This is a genomic window from Ferrigenium straubiae, from assembly GCF_051257895.1.
Taxonomy (GTDB): domain Bacteria; phylum Pseudomonadota; class Gammaproteobacteria; order Burkholderiales; family Gallionellaceae; genus Gallionella; species Gallionella straubiae.
Genome location: NZ_CP194331.1, coordinates 2,204,907 through 2,222,276 on the forward strand (window position 1 = coordinate 2,204,907; position 17,370 = coordinate 2,222,276).

At 62.6% G+C, this 17,370-nt stretch carries 19 protein-coding genes, 1 tRNA gene and 1 other RNA gene; 14 read left to right on the plus strand and 7 right to left on the minus strand.

Annotation, left to right across the window (positions count from 1 at the left end):
- Position 1: 1 nt before the first annotated feature.
- On the minus strand, positions 2–319 hold the full coding sequence (locus tag ACRRNM_RS10650) for a DUF2288 domain-containing protein (RefSeq protein ID WP_435628197.1): 318 nt from the start codon (positions 317–319) through the stop codon (positions 2–4).
- A 1-nt stretch (position 320) separates the two neighbouring features.
- A complete protein-coding gene (pyrC, locus tag ACRRNM_RS10655) occupies positions 321–1,355 on the minus strand; it encodes a dihydroorotase (RefSeq protein ID WP_435628198.1) in 1,035 nt (344 codons plus the stop codon).
- A gap of 90 nt (positions 1,356–1,445) precedes the next feature.
- Between pyrC and rnpB the strand changes: the two genes are divergently transcribed.
- Positions 1,446–1,798: RNase P RNA component class A (gene rnpB, locus ACRRNM_RS10660), an RNA gene on the plus strand.
- Positions 1,799–1,828: 30 nt separating this feature from the next.
- Complete coding sequence (locus ACRRNM_RS10665; protein ID WP_435628199.1) at positions 1,829–2,791, plus strand: acetyltransferase; 963 nt, start codon at positions 1,829–1,831, stop codon at positions 2,789–2,791.
- A 14-nt stretch (positions 2,792–2,805) separates the two neighbouring features.
- Here the strand turns inward: ACRRNM_RS10665 and ACRRNM_RS10670 are convergent, their stop codons facing one another.
- The 5 genes from ACRRNM_RS10670 to ACRRNM_RS10690 form a co-directional block, all read right to left on the minus strand.
- Positions 2,806–4,452, minus strand: a complete 1,647-nt coding sequence (locus ACRRNM_RS10670; protein ID WP_435628200.1) for an ArnT family glycosyltransferase — start codon at positions 4,450–4,452, stop codon at positions 2,806–2,808.
- A gap of 106 nt (positions 4,453–4,558) precedes the next feature.
- Positions 4,559–5,980, minus strand: coding sequence for a M48 family metalloprotease (locus ACRRNM_RS10675; protein ID WP_435628201.1), 1,422 nt, complete (start codon positions 5,978–5,980; stop codon positions 4,559–4,561).
- 160 nt (positions 5,981–6,140) lie between these two features.
- A complete protein-coding gene (gene rpmE / locus ACRRNM_RS10680) occupies positions 6,141–6,353 on the minus strand; it encodes a 50S ribosomal protein L31 (RefSeq protein WP_435628202.1) in 213 nt (70 codons plus the stop codon).
- A gap of 87 nt (positions 6,354–6,440) precedes the next feature.
- Positions 6,441–6,632, minus strand: coding sequence for a YbdD/YjiX family protein (locus ACRRNM_RS10685; RefSeq protein ID WP_435628203.1), 192 nt, complete (start codon positions 6,630–6,632; stop codon positions 6,441–6,443).
- On the minus strand, positions 6,617–8,689 hold the full coding sequence (locus tag ACRRNM_RS10690) for a carbon starvation CstA family protein (protein WP_435628204.1): 2,073 nt from the start codon (positions 8,687–8,689) through the stop codon (positions 6,617–6,619). The genes ACRRNM_RS10685 and ACRRNM_RS10690 overlap by 16 nt, the downstream gene beginning before the upstream one ends.
- 124 nt (positions 8,690–8,813) lie before the next feature.
- Between ACRRNM_RS10690 and ispB the strand changes: the two genes are divergently transcribed.
- The 12 genes from ispB (at position 8,814) to mog (ending at position 16,938) form a co-directional block, all read left to right on the plus strand.
- Entirely contained in the window at positions 8,814–9,776 is a 963-nt protein-coding gene (gene ispB, locus ACRRNM_RS10695; protein WP_435628205.1) for an octaprenyl diphosphate synthase, read from the plus strand.
- Positions 9,777–9,809: 33 nt separating this feature from the next.
- Positions 9,810–9,886: transfer RNA gene (locus tag ACRRNM_RS10700), tRNA-Pro, on the plus strand.
- A gap of 350 nt (positions 9,887–10,236) precedes the next feature.
- The gene (locus tag ACRRNM_RS10705; protein WP_435628206.1) at positions 10,237–10,767 is read left to right on the plus strand and encodes a molybdopterin-guanine dinucleotide biosynthesis protein B; all 531 of its coding nucleotides are present in this window, start codon (positions 10,237–10,239) and stop codon (positions 10,765–10,767) included.
- 8 nt (positions 10,768–10,775) lie between these two features.
- On the plus strand, positions 10,776–11,885 hold the full coding sequence (moaA, locus tag ACRRNM_RS10710) for a GTP 3',8-cyclase MoaA (RefSeq protein ID WP_435628207.1): 1,110 nt from the start codon (positions 10,776–10,778) through the stop codon (positions 11,883–11,885).
- A 44-nt stretch (positions 11,886–11,929) separates the two neighbouring features.
- Positions 11,930–12,769 carry a HesA/MoeB/ThiF family protein gene (locus ACRRNM_RS10715; RefSeq protein ID WP_435628208.1) on the plus strand — a complete coding sequence of 280 codons (840 nt, stop codon included), beginning with the start codon at positions 11,930–11,932 and terminating at the stop codon, positions 12,767–12,769.
- Positions 12,757–13,275, plus strand: a complete 519-nt coding sequence (gene moaC / locus ACRRNM_RS10720; protein ID WP_435628209.1) for a cyclic pyranopterin monophosphate synthase MoaC — start codon at positions 12,757–12,759, stop codon at positions 13,273–13,275. The genes ACRRNM_RS10715 and moaC overlap by 13 nt, the downstream gene beginning before the upstream one ends.
- Positions 13,272–13,511, plus strand: coding sequence for a MoaD/ThiS family protein (locus tag ACRRNM_RS10725; RefSeq protein WP_435628210.1), 240 nt, complete (start codon positions 13,272–13,274; stop codon positions 13,509–13,511). Before moaC ends, ACRRNM_RS10725 begins: the two co-directional genes overlap by 4 nt.
- 11 nt (positions 13,512–13,522) lie before the next feature.
- The gene (locus ACRRNM_RS10730) at positions 13,523–13,948 is read left to right on the plus strand and encodes a molybdenum cofactor biosynthesis protein MoaE (protein ID WP_435628211.1); all 426 of its coding nucleotides are present in this window, start codon (positions 13,523–13,525) and stop codon (positions 13,946–13,948) included.
- Between the two features lie 9 nt (positions 13,949–13,957).
- Positions 13,958–14,446: a molybdopterin-guanine dinucleotide biosynthesis protein B gene (gene mobB / locus ACRRNM_RS10735; protein WP_435628212.1), complete on the plus strand. Its 489-nt coding sequence runs from the start codon at positions 13,958–13,960 to the stop codon at positions 14,444–14,446.
- Positions 14,443–15,027, plus strand: coding sequence for a molybdenum cofactor guanylyltransferase (gene mobA / locus ACRRNM_RS10740; protein ID WP_435628213.1), 585 nt, complete (start codon positions 14,443–14,445; stop codon positions 15,025–15,027). The genes mobB and mobA overlap by 4 nt, the downstream gene beginning before the upstream one ends.
- Positions 15,027–16,265, plus strand: a complete 1,239-nt coding sequence (locus tag ACRRNM_RS10745; RefSeq protein ID WP_435628214.1) for a molybdopterin molybdotransferase MoeA — start codon at positions 15,027–15,029, stop codon at positions 16,263–16,265. The genes mobA and ACRRNM_RS10745 overlap by 1 nt, the downstream gene beginning before the upstream one ends.
- Before the next feature lie 130 nt (positions 16,266–16,395).
- Entirely contained in the window at positions 16,396–16,938 is a 543-nt protein-coding gene (gene mog / locus ACRRNM_RS10750; RefSeq protein ID WP_435628215.1) for a molybdopterin adenylyltransferase, read from the plus strand.
- The last annotated feature ends 432 nt before the right edge of the window (positions 16,939–17,370 follow it).

Below are 17,370 nucleotides of genomic sequence, written 5' to 3' on the forward strand. Positions count from 1 at the left end.
CCTAGTGTAGTAGGCCCACCGGCTGTACCAGCACCCACGGTTTAACCACTACGGCCCAAACCAGCGCATCGGCCTCAAACCATTCGCGCGCCTGCTCATCGGGCACGCGCACCAGCTTTCCCGCCATGGCCCATTGCTGGATCTGTTCCACGTTGTCCTCGGACATCTGGTATGCGACTTCGACCAGGTCCAGATCGGCGGAGGCCACCAGCGCCTTGCCGCCGGCGAAGAAACGCTGCAGCTCCTTCCACGCAATCTTCGAGGTTTCCAGATTGATCTTGATGCGGGATATCTCGCCGGGATTATCCGTCGCGGTCATGTCAGTCGCCCAGCTTCCAGGTGATCGCTTCTCCGGCGCGTAGCGGCACGAGGCGGTGTTCGCCGAACGCAAGGCTGTCCGGCGCCTGCCAGCTTTCCTTGCGTAGCGTGATTTTGCCGGTATTGCGCGGCAGGCGGTAAAAATCTGCGCCGTAAAAGCTCGCGAAGCCTTCCAGCCGGTCCAGCGCGTTCCATTGTTCGAACGCCTCGGCGTACAGTTCGATGGCGGCATGCGCGGTATAGCAGCCGGCACAGCCGCAGGCCGTTTCCTTGGTGTGCTGTGCGTGCGGCGCGCTGTCGGTACCGAGGAAGAATTTCGGGTTGCCGCTCGTGGCTGCCTTGCCCAATGCCTCGCGATGAGTTTCGCGCTTCAGCACCGGCAGGCAGTAGTAGTGCGGGCGGATGCCGCCGGCCAGCAGCGCGTTGCGGTTGTACAGCAGGTGATGTGCGGTGATGGTCGCCGCGATGTTGCCGGGCGCATCCGTCACGAACTGCACCGCGTCCTTCGTGGTGATGTGCTCAAACACCACGCGCAGTTGCGGCAGGTCGTGCAGCAACGGTTGCATCACGCGCTCAATGAAGACCGCCTCGCGGTCGAAGATATCCACCGCCGGGTCGGTGACTTCGCCATGCACCAGCAGCGGCATGCCGAGCCGCTGCATCTCCTCCAGCGCCGGATAAGCCTTGCGGATGTCCGTCACGCCCGCGTCGGAGTTGGTGGTCGCTCCCGCCGGATACAGCTTGACCGCGTGCACCACGCCGCTCGACTTGGCGCGCTGGATTTCCTGTGCCGTGGTGTTGTCGGTGAGATACAGCGTCATCAGGGGCCGGAATCTCGAGCTTGGCGACAGCACGGCGAGGATGCGCGTGCGGTAAGCCTGCGCCTGCGAGGTCGTGGTGACCGGCGGCCTGAGATTGGGCATCACGATGGCGCGGCCGAATTGCCGCATAGTATCCGGCAGTACCGACTGCATCAAGGAGTCATCGCGCAGATGCAGGTGCCAGTCGTCGGGGCGGGTGAGGGTGATCTGTTGCATGAGGGTATTCCGTTTGGTCGAGTGGCGGGATTGTAATTCAAAGTCCGGGTTGACGGACTCGCCCGATGTTCCCGTGATAGACTCCGCCTCGAAGCTGGCCAGACAGTCGCTGCGCACCTTGTGTGCGGAGAGGAAAGTCCGGGCTCCACAGAGCGGGATGCCGGTTAACGGCCGGACGCCGTGAGGCGATGGAAAGTGCCACAGAAAATATACCGCCGATGGCTGCGCGAGCAGATCAGGCAAGGTTGAAATGGCGAGGTAAGAGCTCACCGCGCCGGTGGCAACACTGGCGGCAGGGTAAACCCCATCCGGAGCAAGACCAAATAGGCAGGCCATGACGTTGCTCGCGTCGCCTGCGGGTAGGTTGCTCGAGCGTCAGGTAACGAAACGCCTAGAGGAATGACTGTCCACGACAGAACCCGGCTTACCGGCCAGCTTCACCTTTTTGGATGATTATTTTTGGATCAATCACGATGAACCACGATGTTTTCAACGGCGATGCCGACGGCATCTGCGCGCTGCACCAGTTGCGGCTCGCCTTCCCGGCAGCCAATAATCTCGTCACCGGCACCAAGCGCGACATCGACCTGCTGCGGCGCGTGGAAGCCGGTGCCGGCGACGAGGTGACGGTGCTCGATCTGTCCATGGACAAGAACCGCGCTGCGCTGCTTGCGCTGCTCGGCAAGGGGGCGAAGGTCAGCTATTTCGACCACCATGTCGCGCAGGATATTCCAGAGCATCCCAATCTGGCCGCGACGATCGACACCAGCCCGGATGTCTGCACCAGCCTGCTGGTGAACTGTCATCTGGGCGGCAAGTATCTGGTCTGGGCGGTTATCGGCGCGTTCGGCGATAATCTCCACGAAGCCGCATATGAGGCCGCCAAGCCGCTCGGCCTCGACCCCAAACGGCTTGCCACGCTGCGCGAACTGGGCGAGTGCCTCAACTACAACAGCTATGGCGAGTCCGTGGATGACCTGCATTTCCACCCCGCGGAACTGTACCGCATCCTGCACCAGCAGAAAAACCCGTTCATCTTCGCTCGCGAAGATGGTGTCTTTGAAATACTGAAGCAGGGCTACGCCGAGGACATGGCGCTCGCCCGCACCATCAGGCCGGAGCGTGAAACTCCGAACGGTGCGGTCTACATTCTTCCCGCCAAACCCTGGAGCCGCCGCGTGAACGGCGCTTTCGGCAACTCTCTTGCCAGCGCATCCCCCGACCGCGCGCATGCCGTGCTGACGCAGCGCGGCGACGGTGCCTTCGTGGTCAGCGTGCGCGCTCCGCAGTCCACCAGTAGCGGCGCCGACATTCTCTGTTCCCGCTTCGATACCGGCGGCGGCAGGAAGGGTGCAGCGGGCATCAACCGGCTGCCGGAAAACGAACTGCCGCGATTCATGCAGGCATTCGACGAGGTATTTTCCGCGGCATCGTAACTACGGTGCTGCTCTCACGATTTCCCGATCCGCCGGTATAGCCGGTAGTGCTCGTTTTTGTCGCCCTTGCGGCTGCCTTCCCAGATTTTTTCCCAGCGGGTTTCGTCGAGTAGCGGCCTGGATAACCGGTCTCCCTGGACGAGGCGCAGGTCGCAGCGGCCGCCTCGGTCTGGCTGCGTGACGATGCCGCCAAAGTAATGCAGCATGGCGCGCTGTCCGTCGCCGAGGTAATCGCGCCCGACGCATTGATATTGCTGCGGCATGGCGCGCTTCAGCGAGGCGACCATGCTGCGGTAGCTCTTGCCGCTGTCCAGCCACGGCAGCCACAGCGTCATCGCGAGCACCCAGACCAGCGTGATGCCGGTCGCCCAGTTGGTCACCGCGCGGCGCATCGAGCGGCCGACGCGCCACACCAGCACCAGCCACAGCAAGGTGGCGATAATCGCGATGGCGAATGGTGCGGCGTGAAATTCCGGCTCAAAGCCCGGCTGGTAGTCTTTCAGCCACAGCGTGATCTTGGCGTGGTTGTCGAGCAGCAGCCCCGCCCAGCCCCACCACATCGCGATGGCGAACAGCGCGAAGGTCATCAGGCCGAACCAGTCCAGCGCGTTGGCCGCGCCGCGTTTCAGCGACGACAGCGAGGCGGTGGCGAGCAGGGTGATCGGCAGCAGCATCGGCAGCGCGAACACTTCCTTGATGTCCGGCACGAGGCTGAGCGTGACGAACATCACGACCAGGGTGACCAGCGGCAGGTGCAGATCGTCGCGCTGCGCGAGGCGCTTGCGCGATTGCCAGATCGTCCATGCCGCGAGGGGCAGGGCGGGCCACGCCAGCCACGGCAGGTTTTTCAGGTAGTAGAGCGATTCCCTCGTAGGACCGCCCTTTGCGTGATCCAGCCAGTGGCCGATGTTGTGTGTCCATGCCCAGTCGGCGAACAACTGCGGCGAATGCTGGTAGAGCAGCAGCGGCCAGATCGTGAGCCAGGGCAGGGCGCACAGAACGGCGATGCCCAGGCTGGAAAGATAGTTGCGTGAGCGCCAGTTCCGGAACAGCGCGGGCAGCAGCGCGGCGATCAAAACGAACAGCACCGGTGCGATGAAGCCCTTGGACATGAAACCGATGCCTACGCCGGTGCCGATCAGCACACCGGCGCGCAGCGCGCGTTCTTGGCTGTATATGAAGCCGTAGAGTAGCATCGCGCATCCGGCGAGCAGCGCGAGGTCGGTGATCATCTGGTGTGCGCGCACCAGCATGCCGACGCAGCCGAGCAGGATGATCGCTGCCGCCCAGCCGCGGTTCTCGCCGTACAGTTTGCGTCCGGCGAGGCCGGTGCACAGCAGGGTCAGCGCGATATAAAAACCGCTGACGAGGCGTGCGCCATCGTGTAGCGGCAGCAGCGGGGAAAATAATTTGGCGGACAGTGCGGCGGTCCAGTAGTACAGCGGCGGCTTGTCCATGTACGGCTCGCCCGCCAGGGTCGGAACCAGCCAGTCGCCGCTTTGCAGCATCGAGTAGATCAGCCCGAAGGCGGTCGCCTCATCCGGCTTCCACGGGTCGTGTCCGATCAGCCCCGTACCCAGCCAGGTCAGGCACAGCAGGCCGAGCATCACCGCCTTGGCGGGGGTGATCGGGTGCGGGTCGGTGGGCTTTATGAAATACATTTATTCTTGAAATTATGATTAAACCAACCACGAAGGGCACGAAGAACGCGAAGGTGCAATTCCGCGGGAATCCTTCGTGATCTTCGCGTTCTTCGTGGTGATGTCCTTATTCCACAATCTTGATGCGTTGCCCCGCCCGCGGTTCGCCATCCGGATATTGCGCGTTGATCAGGCGCAGGTAACTTTCCGCCGATTTGCCGAGCGGCGAGTCCTGCGCGAGCCTTGCATAGGTGTCGCCCTGTCGCGCGGTGATGACATGGATGCTGAGCGGCCTGACCAGTTTGCGTTCCTCGGCGGTGAGTGCGTGGAAGCTGTGCACCGTGTCGAGGATCTCGGAGCGGTGCGCAGCCAGGCTCTGGTTGGTCTTGCCCTGGCCCTGCACGATGAATGCCTTCTGGTCGAAATAAATCACGCCGCCGACTGCATTCGGCAATTCGAAAGTGGCGGCAGGCAAACCGTTTAGGTCGAGCGAGCGCACTTGCGCGCTATAGCCCGCCAGGCGGCGTGCGTAGTCTGCCGGAGTGCCGCGTGGTTTCTGATCCATATTCATTTGCAACCGGGCTTCGCCCTGCGGGCTGACGGCGACCAGCGCATCCGGCAGGTTATGTACCTGCCAGGCTTCCGGGAACTGCAGCGCGATGCCCAGCTCGCCGTGGTAGAAGCGGTTATTGCGGACCACGCCCTGCTCGGTGTTGTCGTTGAACACCAGTCCGTCGGTGGCGGCAAGGTACTCGGCGCGGCCCTCGAAGGGGGTGGCGGGAGCCAGCTTGTCGGCTTCGCCGACCACCTGTTTCAGGCGCGTGTCGTTGTCCGGGTGCGTGGCGAACAGGCCGGAATAGCGGCGCGGCTCGCGGCCTTCCTGCTTGGCCAACTCGGCATCCTTCAGCTCCTGGTTCTTCAGCGTGCGCAGGACGCTGATGATGGCCTGCGGATCGTAGTCGGAGCGCGCGAGGTATTGCGCACCCAGGCGGTCGGCCTCGAGCTCGTGCTCGCGCCCGTAGCCGGACAGCAGCGCGCCGCCGACCAGATTGGTGAGGTTCTGCCCGCCCATCGAATTGATTTCCGGCACGAAGATGGAGGCGATGGTCAGCCCGAGGTTGGCGGCCTGAGCGGCGCTCTGCTGGCGCACGCCGTGGCGTGCCGTGACGTGGCCGATTTCGTGGCCCACCACGGCGGCCAGCTCCGCCTCGCTGTTGAGGTAGGCCATGATGCCGCGCGTGATGTACACATAGCCGCCGGGCAGCGCGAAGGCGTTGACTTCCGGCGTGTCCAGCACGGTGAAGTGATAGCCCAGATTGGGGCGGTGGCTGTTCTTTGCGAGTTTCTGACCGATGCGGTTGACGTAATCCTGCAACGGCTTCGATTCGTAGACCTGGTACTGCTTCTGGATCACCTGTTCGTTGTACTGGCGGCCGAGGGCGATTTCCTGTGCTTCCGACATCATCACGAAATCGTTCTGCCCGGTGACCGGATTCTGGGCGCAGCCGGCCAGCAGCGAAAGAGCGAGGCCGATAATCAGTAGACGCATGGCAGTTCCTGATGGGTGTTAAAAATTAGGTGTGATTGTCGCCGCAAATAAAAAAGGCAGCAAACGCTGCCTTTTGATAAGACTGTGGGGCGAAGTTCCCTGATTAAACTTCTAGCCATTCGACCGGGCTATCAAAATACGACAGCCAAGTCGCTGGTTATTATGCCGCAGCCTTGCCGTATTTCTGGCGGAATTTGTCGATGCGGCCGGCGGTATCGACGATCTTCTGCGTGCCGGTATAGAACGGGTGGCATTCGGAGCAGACTTCGACGTTCAGCGCGGGCTTGCCCATGACGGACTTGGTCTTGAAGCTGTTGCCGCAACTGCAAGTCACGGTGATTTCCTGGTAGTTCGGGTGAATATCGGCTTTCATTTTCTTTCCTTGCGGTAATTTGGTGCGGCGGGTGTACGCACTCACGGGGCGCGCATTATCCATAAAAATAGGGGGTTGCGCAAATTTTTAGCAGCAGCGTTTGATCCCCGACCACTTTTGCTGCTGCTGAAGCGCAAACCAGGCGCGGCGCGGCAGCGCCGGGGTGCCCGGATGGGCGGCGGCATGATGCGCCAGGTAACGCTCGTAGCCGTCGTCGCCGCTGAGCCGGCGGGCGGCTCGCCACAGGGTGCGCAGCAGATCATTCAGTCGCGTTGCCATGCTTCCTCCAGGCGGGTCGGGTAATGCGGCGCCTCGGACAGCGGCGGCACGCGCTTGCCGCCCAGGTGGCGCGCGCAGACGCGCAACATGTCGATGACGATCAGCCACAGCAGGCCGGCGAAGAACAGCGCGAGCACGGCATCGAGTTGCTGGTTGAAGATCAGTTGCGGTGCGACTGCAGCCTTGTCCGGCGGCAAGGCGCCGGCGGCAAGCTTGTCCGACAGGCTGTTGGCGGCGGCGAGGAAGCCGATGCGCGGATCGTCGCTGGTCAGTTTTTGCCAAGTCGCGGTGCTGGTGATGACGACCAGCCAGGCCAGCGGCAGCGCGGTTATCCACGCGTACTTCAGTTTGCCGGATTTCACCAGGATGCCGGTCGCCACGCACAGCGCAATCGCCGCGAGGATCTGGTTTGCGATGCCGAACAGCGGCCAGAGGATGTTCACTCCGCCGTTCGGATCTATCACGCCGATATACAGGAAGTAGCCCCAGGCCGCGACGACCACCGCGCTGCTGAGCAGCACCGAGGGATACCACGAGGTGCGCCCCATCGGCTTCCACAGGTTGCCTAGCAAATCCTGCAGCATGAAGCGTCCGACGCGTGTGCCGGCGTCCAGCGTGGTGAGGATGAAGAGCGCCTCGAACATGATCGCAAAGTGGTACCACAGCGCGAGCAGGTGCTCGCCGAATGCGCTGCCGAAGATGCTCGCCATGCCGACCGCCAGCGACGGCGCGCCACCGGTGCGCGCGAACAGCGTGGCCTCACCCATCTGTTTGGACAGTGTATTCATCTGCTCGACGCTGACCGGGAAGCCCCAGGCGGAGATCGTCGCGACCGCTTCAGCCGCCGTCTTGCCGACCATGCCGGCCGGCGAGTTGATCGCGAAATACACGCCGGGGTCGAGCACCGTCGCGGCGATCATCGCCATGATGGCGACCAGCGACTCGAGCACCATGCCGCCGTAGCCAATCATGCGGATGTCGTGCTCGTTGGACAATAATTTAGGAGTCGTGCCGGAGGCGATCAGCGAGTGAAAACCGGAGATCGCGCCGCAGGCGATGGTGATGAACACGAAGGGGAACAGCTTGCCGCCGAAGATCGGCCCGGTGCCGTCTACGAACTGGGTCAGCGCGGGCATTTTGATTTCGGGCCGCAACCACACGATCGCCAGCGCGAGCAGGATTACCGTGCCGAGCTTCATGAAGGTGGACAGATAGTCGCGCGGTGCGAGCAGCAGCCATACCGGCAGGATCGCGGCGGCAAAACCGTAACCGATGATGGCGAAGGCCAGCGGCAGACCGGGGTGGTCGAACAGTTCGCGCAGCTCGGTCTGCTGGTCGATCCAGCCGCCGCCCGCGACCGACAGCAGCAGCAGGATTACGCCGAGCGCCGAGCCTTCCAGCACGCGCCCCGGGCGCAGCTTGTACATGTACAGCCCGACCAGCATCGCGATGGGAATCGTCGCGGCGACCGTGGAGGTCGCCCATGGGCTGTGCTTCATCGCGTTGACCACCACTAGGCCGAGCACCGCGATCAGGATGATCATGATGAGGAAGGTGGCGATCAGCGCGGCGATGCCGCCGATGCTGCCCAGCTCGTCGCGCGCCATCTGGCCGAGGCTGCGGCCGTCACGGCGCGTGGAGAAGAACAGCGTCACCATGTCCTGCACGCAGCCGCCCAGCACCGCGCCGATCAATATCCACAGGGTGCCGGGCAGGTAGCCGAACTGCGCGGCCAGCGTCGGGCCGATCAGCGGGCCGGGGCCGGCGATGGCGGCGAAATGGTGGCCGAACACAACCCAGCGATTCGTCGGCATGAAGTCGCGACCGTTGTTGAGCCGCTCGGCCGGCGTGGCGCGTGTCTCATCGATGCACAGCACGGTTGCGGCAATCCATGCCGCGTAGAAGCGGTAGGCGATGGCGTACACGCACAGCGCGGCGGTGACGAACCACAGTGCGTTGATCGATTCGCCGCGGTTCAGCGCGATGCCGCCGACTGCCGCTGCGCCCAGCAGCGCGACGCCCAGCCATATCAAGACGGAGGAAAGGTTTGTTTTCATGGAGGGCATACGAGGAACGGAAATTTTATGCGACAATGGTATATTAGAATAAAAAATTGAGGCGTGTTAATCCGCCCTTTCAGCCGCACAGCACGGCGACACAATAAATCAGGGAAGAAAGTTTTTGGAAAACCTCAGGCAATTGATCGCCGCGGACATGGCGGCCGTGGACCAGGTGATACGCACCCGGCTGCACTCGGAAGTGATGCTGATCAATCAGGTCGGCGAATACATCATCAACAGCGGCGGCAAGCGGCTGCGCCCGGCGCTGGTAGTGTTGTCCGCCGAGGCTTTCAACTACAAGGGTAAATACCATTACGATCTGGCGGCGGTGGTGGAGTTCATCCATACCGCCACGCTGCTGCACGACGATGTGGTGGATGAATCCTCGTTGCGCCGCGGGCGCGAGACGGCCAATGCGCTGTTCGGCAATTCCGCCAGTGTGCTGGTCGGCGATTTCCTGTATTCGCGAGCCTTCCAGATGATGGTCGCGGTGGGCGAGATGCGCGTGATGCAGACGCTGGCCGACGCCACCAACACCATCGCCGAGGGCGAGGTGCTGCAACTGCTCAATTGCCACGATGCGGATGTCGATGCCGCCAACTACATGCGCGTGATCCACTGCAAGACCGCCAAGCTGTTCGAGGCGGCGATGCGCCTCGGCGCGATTCTCGGCAAGGCCTCGGCGGCTGATGAAGAGGCTGCGGCAAAATACGGCATGCATCTCGGCACCGCGTTCCAGCTCGTCGATGACGTGCTCGACTATTCCGCCGACGAGGCGCAGACCGGCAAGCATCTCGGCGACGACCTCGCCGAAGGCAAGCCCACCCTGCCGCTGATCTACGCCATGCAGCACGGCACGCCGGAACAGGCCGCCGTGGTGCGCGGTGCGATCGAGCAGGGCGATGTGGAGAAGTTCGACGAAGTGCTGCGGATTATCCATGTCACCGGCGCACTGGATTTCACGCGCCAGCAGGCGATGCGTGAAGTGGAAGCGGCCTGCGCGGCTATCGCCGCACTTGCCGATTCAAAATACAAACAATGTCTGTTAGAATTAGCGCACTTTGCCGCCACGCGGCAATTTTAGTTTCCGGTCAGGCTGGTTTTTGGCCTTTCGCAACGGGGTGTAGCTCAGCCTGGTAGAGTACTGCGTTCGGGACGCAGGAGTCGGAGGTTCGAATCCTCTCACCCCGACCAATCAAAGTTGGTCTTCTGAATTTCCCGTCAATTCCCTTCTTCCGCCGCCATGGATTTTTCCTGGCGGAGCCGAGCATTTGGATTTTGTGGTCATTTTGCTGCTGCGAACCGATTGCAATTCCTCTTCGAGCCTTCTTTGTCATTAAGCCGAATGGACTAGTTATTTTGGTCTATATCGGCGAAGTGGCCGGTATGGTCTAATCCCCATCCGAATTACTCTCTGTCGAAGCTGTTAACGCATGCGGCGGCAGAAAACAGGCTGGATTGAAATTGAATCAATCGGTTATCAGAAAGCGCGATTCTCTGTTTTTAATAATACCGGCCACCAGTCCGGTGCATGGGAGAGTTGCATGAAGATATTCCGCATTTGCGGTTACGGCGGCGGGCGCGGCGAGCTGGTAGCCAGGCTTGCCGAGGAGTTCAGCTTCCGGCAAGTCGGGATCGCGGCGGTGAAATATGCGCACAAGCCATTCGACATGGACAAGCCGGGATCGGAAACCAGCAACCTGCGCCAAGGCGGCTGCCGGCAGACGCTGATTGCCAACCGCGACCGCTGGGGGCTGCTGTGCGAAACCCCCGATCAGACCGATCCCGATCCTGTCCTGCTGGCCGGACATCTCGCCGAATGCGACCTGGTCCTGGCGATCGGCTTCGACAATGCGCCCTTGCCCGGCCTCGAGGTGATGCGCGCCGACAATCCCGGTGAGCCGCTATGCCGGCGCGACCCGCATATCCAGGCCGTAGTCATCGATGGCGTTCCGCCGCCGGGCGTGCCTTACAGCTTTGCGCACACCGACATCGAGAATATCGCCACGCATATCCTGGAGCGGGCGGTTCTGCTTCCCCCGCGGACAGATGACAGACGGACTGCTGCGCATTAACATGCATCATGGCTGAGATATCCAGAATCATTCCGATTGCATCCGCTGTCACACAGGAGACTGGGGCCGTACTGGATGATACCTTGCGGGGATATGGGCAATTCGTTGCCGACTCCCTGCAGCGGCCGCTGCGCGACCTGCGCATCTCGGTCACCGATCGCTGCAACCTGCGCTGCACCTACTGCATGCCGCGCGAAGCCTTCGATGAGCATTCCTTCCTGCCGCGCGCCGAGCTGCTCAACTTCGAGGAGATCGAGCGGCTGGCCAGATCGTTTATCCAGCTCGGGGTGCAGAAAATCCGCCTGACCGGCGGCGAGCCGCTGCTGCGCCGCGGTGTCGAACGTCTGATCGAGTCGCTCGCCAGGCTGCACACTAGGGAAGGCAAGCCGGTCGAAGTCGCGCTGACCACCAATGCCGTGCTGCTGGCCAAGAAGGCGCAGGCGCTCAAGGATGCCGGCCTGGCGCGCATCACCGCCAGCCTCGACGGACTGACCGACGAGACCTTCCGGCACATGAGCGACTCGGATGTTTCCGTTAGGACCGTGCTGGACGGCATCGCTGCCGCGCAGCGCGTCGGGCTTGCGCCGGTCAAGGTCAATATGGTGGTCAGGCGCGGCGTAAACGATCACGAAATCATCCCGATGGCGGGGCATTTCCGCAACAGCGGCGTCGTGCTGCGCTTCATCGAATTCATGGACGTAGGCTGCACCAACGGCTGGTGCATGGACGACGTGGTTCCGGCGCGGGAAATCCTGGAAAAGATCAACAGCCGCTACCCTGTCCTGCAGGCCGACCCCAATTACACCGGCGAAGTCGCGGAGCGCTGGCGCTATGCGGACGGCGGCGGCGAGGTCGGGGTGATCGCATCGGTCACCCAGGCGTTCTGCCACGAATGCACCCGCGCGAGGCTTTCCACCGACGGCAAGCTCTATACCTGTCTGTTCGCCAGCAATGGCGCGGACTTGCGCGGCCCGCTGCGCACGGGTGCGACGGATCAAATGCTGACCAACCTGATTGCCGGCAAGTGGGAGCAGCGCTTCGACCGCTACTCGCAACTGCGCCACGCCGCGACGGAAAGACCCAGAGAAAAAATAGAAATGTCCTATATCGGCGGGTGATGATTTTTTCGCGCGTAATTCATTTTCAACTGTAGACTGCCTGCATGGACGACCAACAACTGCTGCGCTATAGCCGGCATATCCTGCTGCCGGAGATCGGCATCGAGGGGCAGCAGCGCCTGCTCGACGCTACGGCGCTCATCATCGGCCTCGGCGGGCTAGGCTCGCCCGCCGCGCTGTACCTCGCCGCCAGCGGCGTCGGCAAACTGATCCTGTGCGACCACGACGAGGTGGACTTCAGCAATCTGCAGCGCCAGATCATCCACCGCACTTCGACGGTCGGGCTGCCCAAGGTCGACTCCGCGCAGGCCGCGCTGCACGAGATCAACCCCGAAGTCGAATGCGTTGCCGTACCGGTGCGCGCCGATGCGGCGCAGTTGCGCGAGCTGGCTGCGCAGGCTGACGTGGTGCTGGATTGCAGCGACAACTTTGCCACGCGCTACGCCGTCAACCGCGTCTGCCTGGAACTGCGCAAGCCGCTGGTTTCGGGCGCGGCGATCCAGTTCGACGGGCAGGTCTCGGTATTCGACTTCCGCCGTGAAGAGGAACCCGAACAAACGAAAGCACCCTGCTACAACTGTCTGTTCCCCGAGGACAGCGTAGCGGCCGAGCTGCGCTGTGCGACCACCGGCGTATTCGCGCCGCTGGTCGGCATCGTCGGCGCGCTGCAGGCGGCGGAGGCGCTCAAGGTGTTGATGGGAGTGGAGCGCGGCCTGAGCGGCAGGCTGCTCACGATCAACGCGCTCGACATGCAGGTCATGCGCAGCGCGCTGAGCAAGGACCCCGCCTGCCGCGCCTGTGGCGGTACGGCCTCTCCCTTGCGGGAGGAAGATGTTGTGATGGAAAGTTGCACTTCAAAGGCGAATGGCACATGGACGAATTGACCCATTTTTCCGACGCGGGCCGCGCGCGCATGGTGGATGTCTCGGCAAAATCCGACACCCAGCGCGTCGCGATTGCCAGCGGCGTGCTGCGCATGCAGCCCGCGACGCTGGAGCGCATCCGCGCGGGCAGGATCGCCAAGGGCGACGTGCTGACGGTGGCCGATGTCGGCGCGGTCATGGCGGCGAAGCGCACCTCCGACATGATCCCGATGTGCCATCCCATTGCGCTGACCGGCGTGGAGGTCGAGTTCAGCGAGATCACCGAGCCGGATGCGAGCGGCTGCGTGGGCATCAAGGTCGTCACCACGGCGGGCTGCACCGGCCAGACCGGGGTCGAGATGGAGGCCTTGTGCGCCGCCAATGTGGCGCTGCTGACCATTTACGACATGTGCAAGGCGATCGACCGCGGCATGCGCATCGAGTTCGTGCAGCTGGAGGAGAAGCGCGGCGGCAAGAGCGGCGTCTGGCTTCGGGAAGACTTGGGGAAGCGCGGAGAAATGAAATGATCAGGGTGTTGTTCTTCGGCCCGATCGCGGCCGCGACGGGCGAGCGGGAGGTCTCGGTGGCGCATGCGCCGGGGCTGACGCTGGGCAGCCTCAAGGAAACGCTTGCGGCGCGTTACCCGGAAGCCATGCACCTCGCGACGATGATGGCGGTCAACGGCGAACACGCCCGCGACCTTGCGCTGCCGCTTGCGGACAACAGCGAAGTGGCCTTCATGGCCAAGTTTTCAGGCGGGTAAAGGGTGATCCAATGAAAGACGCAGTTCGCATCCAGGCCGAAGACTTCTCCCAGGACGAGGAGATTGCGGCGCTCAAGGGCAGCTCGAAACGCATGGGCGGCATCGCCACCTTTCTCGGCTGCGCGCGTGATTTTTCGGAAGGGCGCGAGGTCTCGGAGATCAGCTTCGATGCCTACGGCAGCATGGCGCTGTCGGAACTGAACAAGCTGCGCAGCGATGCGATCGAGAAATACGCCCTGCTGGATGCGCGCATCGTGCATCGCATCGGCACGGTCAGCGGCGGCGACAACATCGTGTTCATCGCGGCAGGCGCGGAGCATCGCGTCGCCGCACTGGAAGCCTGCCGCTGGATGATCGACGAGCTGAAGCAGCGCGTGCCGATCTGGAAGAAAGAAGTCACGCCGCAGGGAGAGTCTTGGGTGACTCCCCATCCATAGGTTTAATTCATGCCGAACGTATTTACCGTCGTCGGGCATTCCGGTTCCGGCAAGACCACGCTGGTCGAAAAGCTGCTGCATGAGCTGAGCGGCCGGGGGCTGCGCGTCGCGACCATCAAGCACGCGCATCACAAGGTGGTGCTGGACACTCCCGGCAAGGACAGCTTCCGCTACAAACAGGCCGGCGCGGTGATGAGCATGCTGGTCACGTCCAACGAGCTGCAACTGGTCGCCGACGCGGTCGACCGGCGCGAGCCGGAGCAACTGGCGGGGCGCTTCCTCGGCGAGGCCGACCTGGTGCTCGCGGAAGGCTTTTCCCACTGCGCCGGAGCGAAGATCGAGGTGCTGCGCCGCGAATGCGCCAAGCCGCCGCGCTGCACGATCGAGGACGGGCTGATCGCCATCGTCACCGACATGGACGAGGTCTATCCGCAGTTGCCGCATTTCGGGCTGGAGGACGTCGCCGCGATTGCGCAGTTCCTGCTCGACCGGAAATGATTACGGACTGCACCGCGATTGTCATGGCGGGCGGCGACTCAAGCCGCATGGGAACGGACAAGGCGAACGTGACGCTGGGCGGCAAGACACTGCTGCAGACGGTTACCGCAACCATGCAGCAGCTGTTCCCGCAGGTGATCGTCAGCGTGCGCCAGCCGCGCGCCGGGATCGACCTGCCGCAGGTCTGCGACGAAGTACCCGACGGCGGCCCGCTGGCCGGGCTGGCTGCCTCCCTCGGCAAGATCACCACGCCGTGGGCGTTCATGGTGGCCTGCGACATGCCTTTCGTCGTGCCGGAAGTGGTCGAGTTGCTCGCAAAATACCGTTTGCAGCATCAGGCGGTCGTGCCCGTCGTGCATGGGCATCCGCAGCCGCTCGCGGCCTTCTATGCGGCCAGTTGCCTCGCGCCGCTGTGCGCGAGCCTCGCTGCGCAGCAAAAGGGTTTGCGCGGCGTGTTGCAACAGCTGGACGTGCGCTATGTGGACGAGGCAGAGATGCTCAAGGCCGATCCGCAGCTGCGCAGTTTTTTCGATCTGGACACGCCGCAGGATGTTGCGGCGGCAATGAATGGAGTGAGGTGATGGAACATTTGCAAGTAAGCGAGGCGCAGCGCGTTGTGCTTGATTCGGTCGCGGCGTCGGGCGCGGAGCAGGTGAAACTCGAACAATCGCTGGGCCGCGTGCTGGCCGAGGAAGTGCGCGCCAACCGCGACCAGCCGCCCTACGACATCTCGGCGATGGACGGCTACGCGCTACGCAGCGCCGATATGGGCACTGTTCCCGCGACGCTGGAAATCATCGAAGACATCAAGGCCGGAGACATGCCGACCAAGACGCTGGCGCCCGGCCAGTGCGCGCGCATTATGACCGGCGCGCCGATGCCGCAGGGCGCCGATGCGGTGATCCGGGTCGAGGACACCGAGGCAAAACCGGACAGCCGCGTGCAGATCAATCTGTCGGTCAAGCCGGGCAACGACATCCGCCGCCTCGGCGAAAATATGCGCAACGGTGAGGTGGTGCTGACGCCTGGCACCGAAATTACACCCGGCGTGATCGGCGTGCTGGCGACGGTGAAGCGTGCGCAGGTGCAGGTATACCGGCGGCCGCGCGTGGCAATCCTGTCCACCGGCAACGAGCTGGAAGGCCTCGACGAGCCCGTCGATCCGAACAAGATTCCCAATTCCAACAGCTATGCGCTGATGGGTCAGGTGCAGGCGCTGGGCATCGAGCCAGTGCTGCTCGGCATCGCGCGCGACGATCCCGACGAACTGGCGCGCTACCTGAAGCGTGGGCTGGAATATGACGTGCTGCTGGTTTCCGGCGGCACCTCGGTCGGCGTGCACGACTACGTCCGCCCGACCATCGAGGCGCTGGGTGCGAAGATGCTGTTCTGGCGCGTGGCGATGAAGCCGGGGCATCCGGTCGCGTTCGGCAAGGTCGGTGAGAAAATAATTTTTGGTTTACCGGGAAATCCCGTTTCGAGCATGGTCTGCTTCGAGCAATTCGTCGTGCCGGCGCTACGCCGCATGATGGGGCACGCACGCACCCACCGCCGCACCGTCTCAGCGCGTCTCACGCACAACGTGAAGCACCAGCCCGGGCGCACCGAGTTCATCCGCGTGATGCTCGCGCAGGAAGAGGGCGGCTACGCGGCCACCTCCACCGGTGCGCAGGGTAGTGGCATGCTGCTGTCCATGGCGCGGGCGGACGGCCTGGCAGTTTTGCCGGCGGAGTGCAACGGTTTTGCGGCGGGCAGCATGGTGGCGGTGCAGTTGCTCGACGGCACGGCTTTCCAGGATGGCATGTGCTTCAAGGAGTAAGTAATGAATCCGGAAAAGACTATTCGCCACGAAGAGCACGAAGCACACGAAGAGTTTTCAATAGGTTGCAGCCGGCAATCGTTTGGTTTTTCTTCGTGTTCTTCGTGTGCTTCGTGGTAAAGGGGGTTAAATGAGCATTGCACGCATCGGTATTCTGACCATTTCCGACCGCGCGAGCCGCGGCGAATACGAGGACAAGGGCGGTCCGGCGATACATGCCTGGTTTACGCGCGTGCTGACCTCGCCGTGGGAACAGGTGGTGCGGGTGATTCCCGACGAACAGCCGCTGATCGAGGCGACGCTGATCGAGCTGAGTGACCGGGAGAACTGCTCCCTGATCGTTACCACCGGCGGCACCGGCCCGGCGCTGCGCGATGTCACGCCGGAAGCCACCGAGGCGGTGTGCGAGAAGATGATGCCGGGCTTCGGCGAGCTGATGCGCGCCGCATCCCTGAAGTTCGTGCCCACCGCTATTCTCTCGCGCCAGACCGCCGGTATCCGCGGCAAGAGCCTGATCGTCAACCTGCCCGGCAAGCCTTCCGCGATCGACGACTGCCTGAACGCGGTGTTCCCCGCGATCCCGTACTGCATCGACCTGATCGAGGGTGCGTACCTGGAATCCGATCCGGAGCAATGCAAGGCGTTTCGTCCGGCGCACGCCAAACGTATGTAACTTCACTTGAAAAATTGGGAGGGGACCGCAAAAAAGCGAGATTCCTAATGCCCGGCGGGCATGTCACGATAGTCTGACGGTTGTTCATTCTGGTGTTCCCTTTTCAACTATGCTCTGATTTCCACAACCTTGCAGGTCTCGCTTGCCCGGGTGGCATGGCAAGAGGCGGTTCCCCCATTTATTCTGGCATGGTAGGATTCTTAGTCGTGTTTCAGGCTCGGATTTGCGTTATATACCACCTACCCTAACGAACTAGTTCTTTTTTTGGTTGTTTCGCCATGCGTTATATCGTATCGTGTATCACGCTATCAGGGAGGAAACAATTGTGCGAAAAGTTAATTTAACAGTTTAACAAACAAAAGCTGCCTTGCTTGCAGGCTGGAATTTCAAGCGTCATTGCCGCATTTCGAATGCGGTGGGGGCTTGAAGGCG

What these genes read in the sequence shown, in the direction of transcription:
- ACRRNM_RS10650 (WP_435628197.1), bottom strand. Translation starts at nt 319, where the DNA reads ATGACCGCGACGGATAATCCCGGCGAGATATCCCGCATCAAGATCAAT.
- pyrC (WP_435628198.1), bottom strand. Translation starts at nt 1,355, where the DNA reads ATGCAACAGATCACCCTCACCCGCCCCGACGACTGGCACCTGCATCTG.
- ACRRNM_RS10665 (WP_435628199.1), top strand. Translation starts at nt 1,829, where the DNA reads ATGAACCACGATGTTTTCAACGGCGATGCCGACGGCATCTGCGCGCTG.
- ACRRNM_RS10670 (WP_435628200.1), bottom strand. Translation starts at nt 4,452, where the DNA reads ATGTATTTCATAAAGCCCACCGACCCGCACCCGATCACCCCCGCCAAG.
- ACRRNM_RS10675 (WP_435628201.1), bottom strand. Translation starts at nt 5,980, where the DNA reads ATGCGTCTACTGATTATCGGCCTCGCTCTTTCGCTGCTGGCCGGCTGC.
- rpmE (WP_435628202.1), bottom strand. Translation starts at nt 6,353, where the DNA reads ATGAAAGCCGATATTCACCCGAACTACCAGGAAATCACCGTGACTTGC.
- ACRRNM_RS10685 (WP_435628203.1), bottom strand. Translation starts at nt 6,632, where the DNA reads ATGGCAACGCGACTGAATGATCTGCTGCGCACCCTGTGGCGAGCCGCC.
- ACRRNM_RS10690 (WP_435628204.1), bottom strand. Translation starts at nt 8,689, where the DNA reads ATGAAAACAAACCTTTCCTCCGTCTTGATATGGCTGGGCGTCGCGCTG.
- ACRRNM_RS10705 (WP_435628206.1), top strand. Translation starts at nt 10,237, where the DNA reads ATGAAGATATTCCGCATTTGCGGTTACGGCGGCGGGCGCGGCGAGCTG.
- moaA (WP_435628207.1), top strand. Translation starts at nt 10,776, where the DNA reads ATGGCTGAGATATCCAGAATCATTCCGATTGCATCCGCTGTCACACAG.
- ACRRNM_RS10715 (WP_435628208.1), top strand. Translation starts at nt 11,930, where the DNA reads ATGGACGACCAACAACTGCTGCGCTATAGCCGGCATATCCTGCTGCCG.
- moaC (WP_435628209.1), top strand. Translation starts at nt 12,757, where the DNA reads ATGGACGAATTGACCCATTTTTCCGACGCGGGCCGCGCGCGCATGGTG.
- ACRRNM_RS10725 (WP_435628210.1), top strand. Translation starts at nt 13,272, where the DNA reads ATGATCAGGGTGTTGTTCTTCGGCCCGATCGCGGCCGCGACGGGCGAG.
- ACRRNM_RS10730 (WP_435628211.1), top strand. Translation starts at nt 13,523, where the DNA reads ATGAAAGACGCAGTTCGCATCCAGGCCGAAGACTTCTCCCAGGACGAG.
- mobB (WP_435628212.1), top strand. Translation starts at nt 13,958, where the DNA reads ATGCCGAACGTATTTACCGTCGTCGGGCATTCCGGTTCCGGCAAGACC.
- mobA (WP_435628213.1), top strand. Translation starts at nt 14,443, where the DNA reads ATGATTACGGACTGCACCGCGATTGTCATGGCGGGCGGCGACTCAAGC.
- ACRRNM_RS10745 (WP_435628214.1), top strand. Translation starts at nt 15,027, where the DNA reads ATGGAACATTTGCAAGTAAGCGAGGCGCAGCGCGTTGTGCTTGATTCG.
- mog (WP_435628215.1), top strand. Translation starts at nt 16,396, where the DNA reads ATGAGCATTGCACGCATCGGTATTCTGACCATTTCCGACCGCGCGAGC.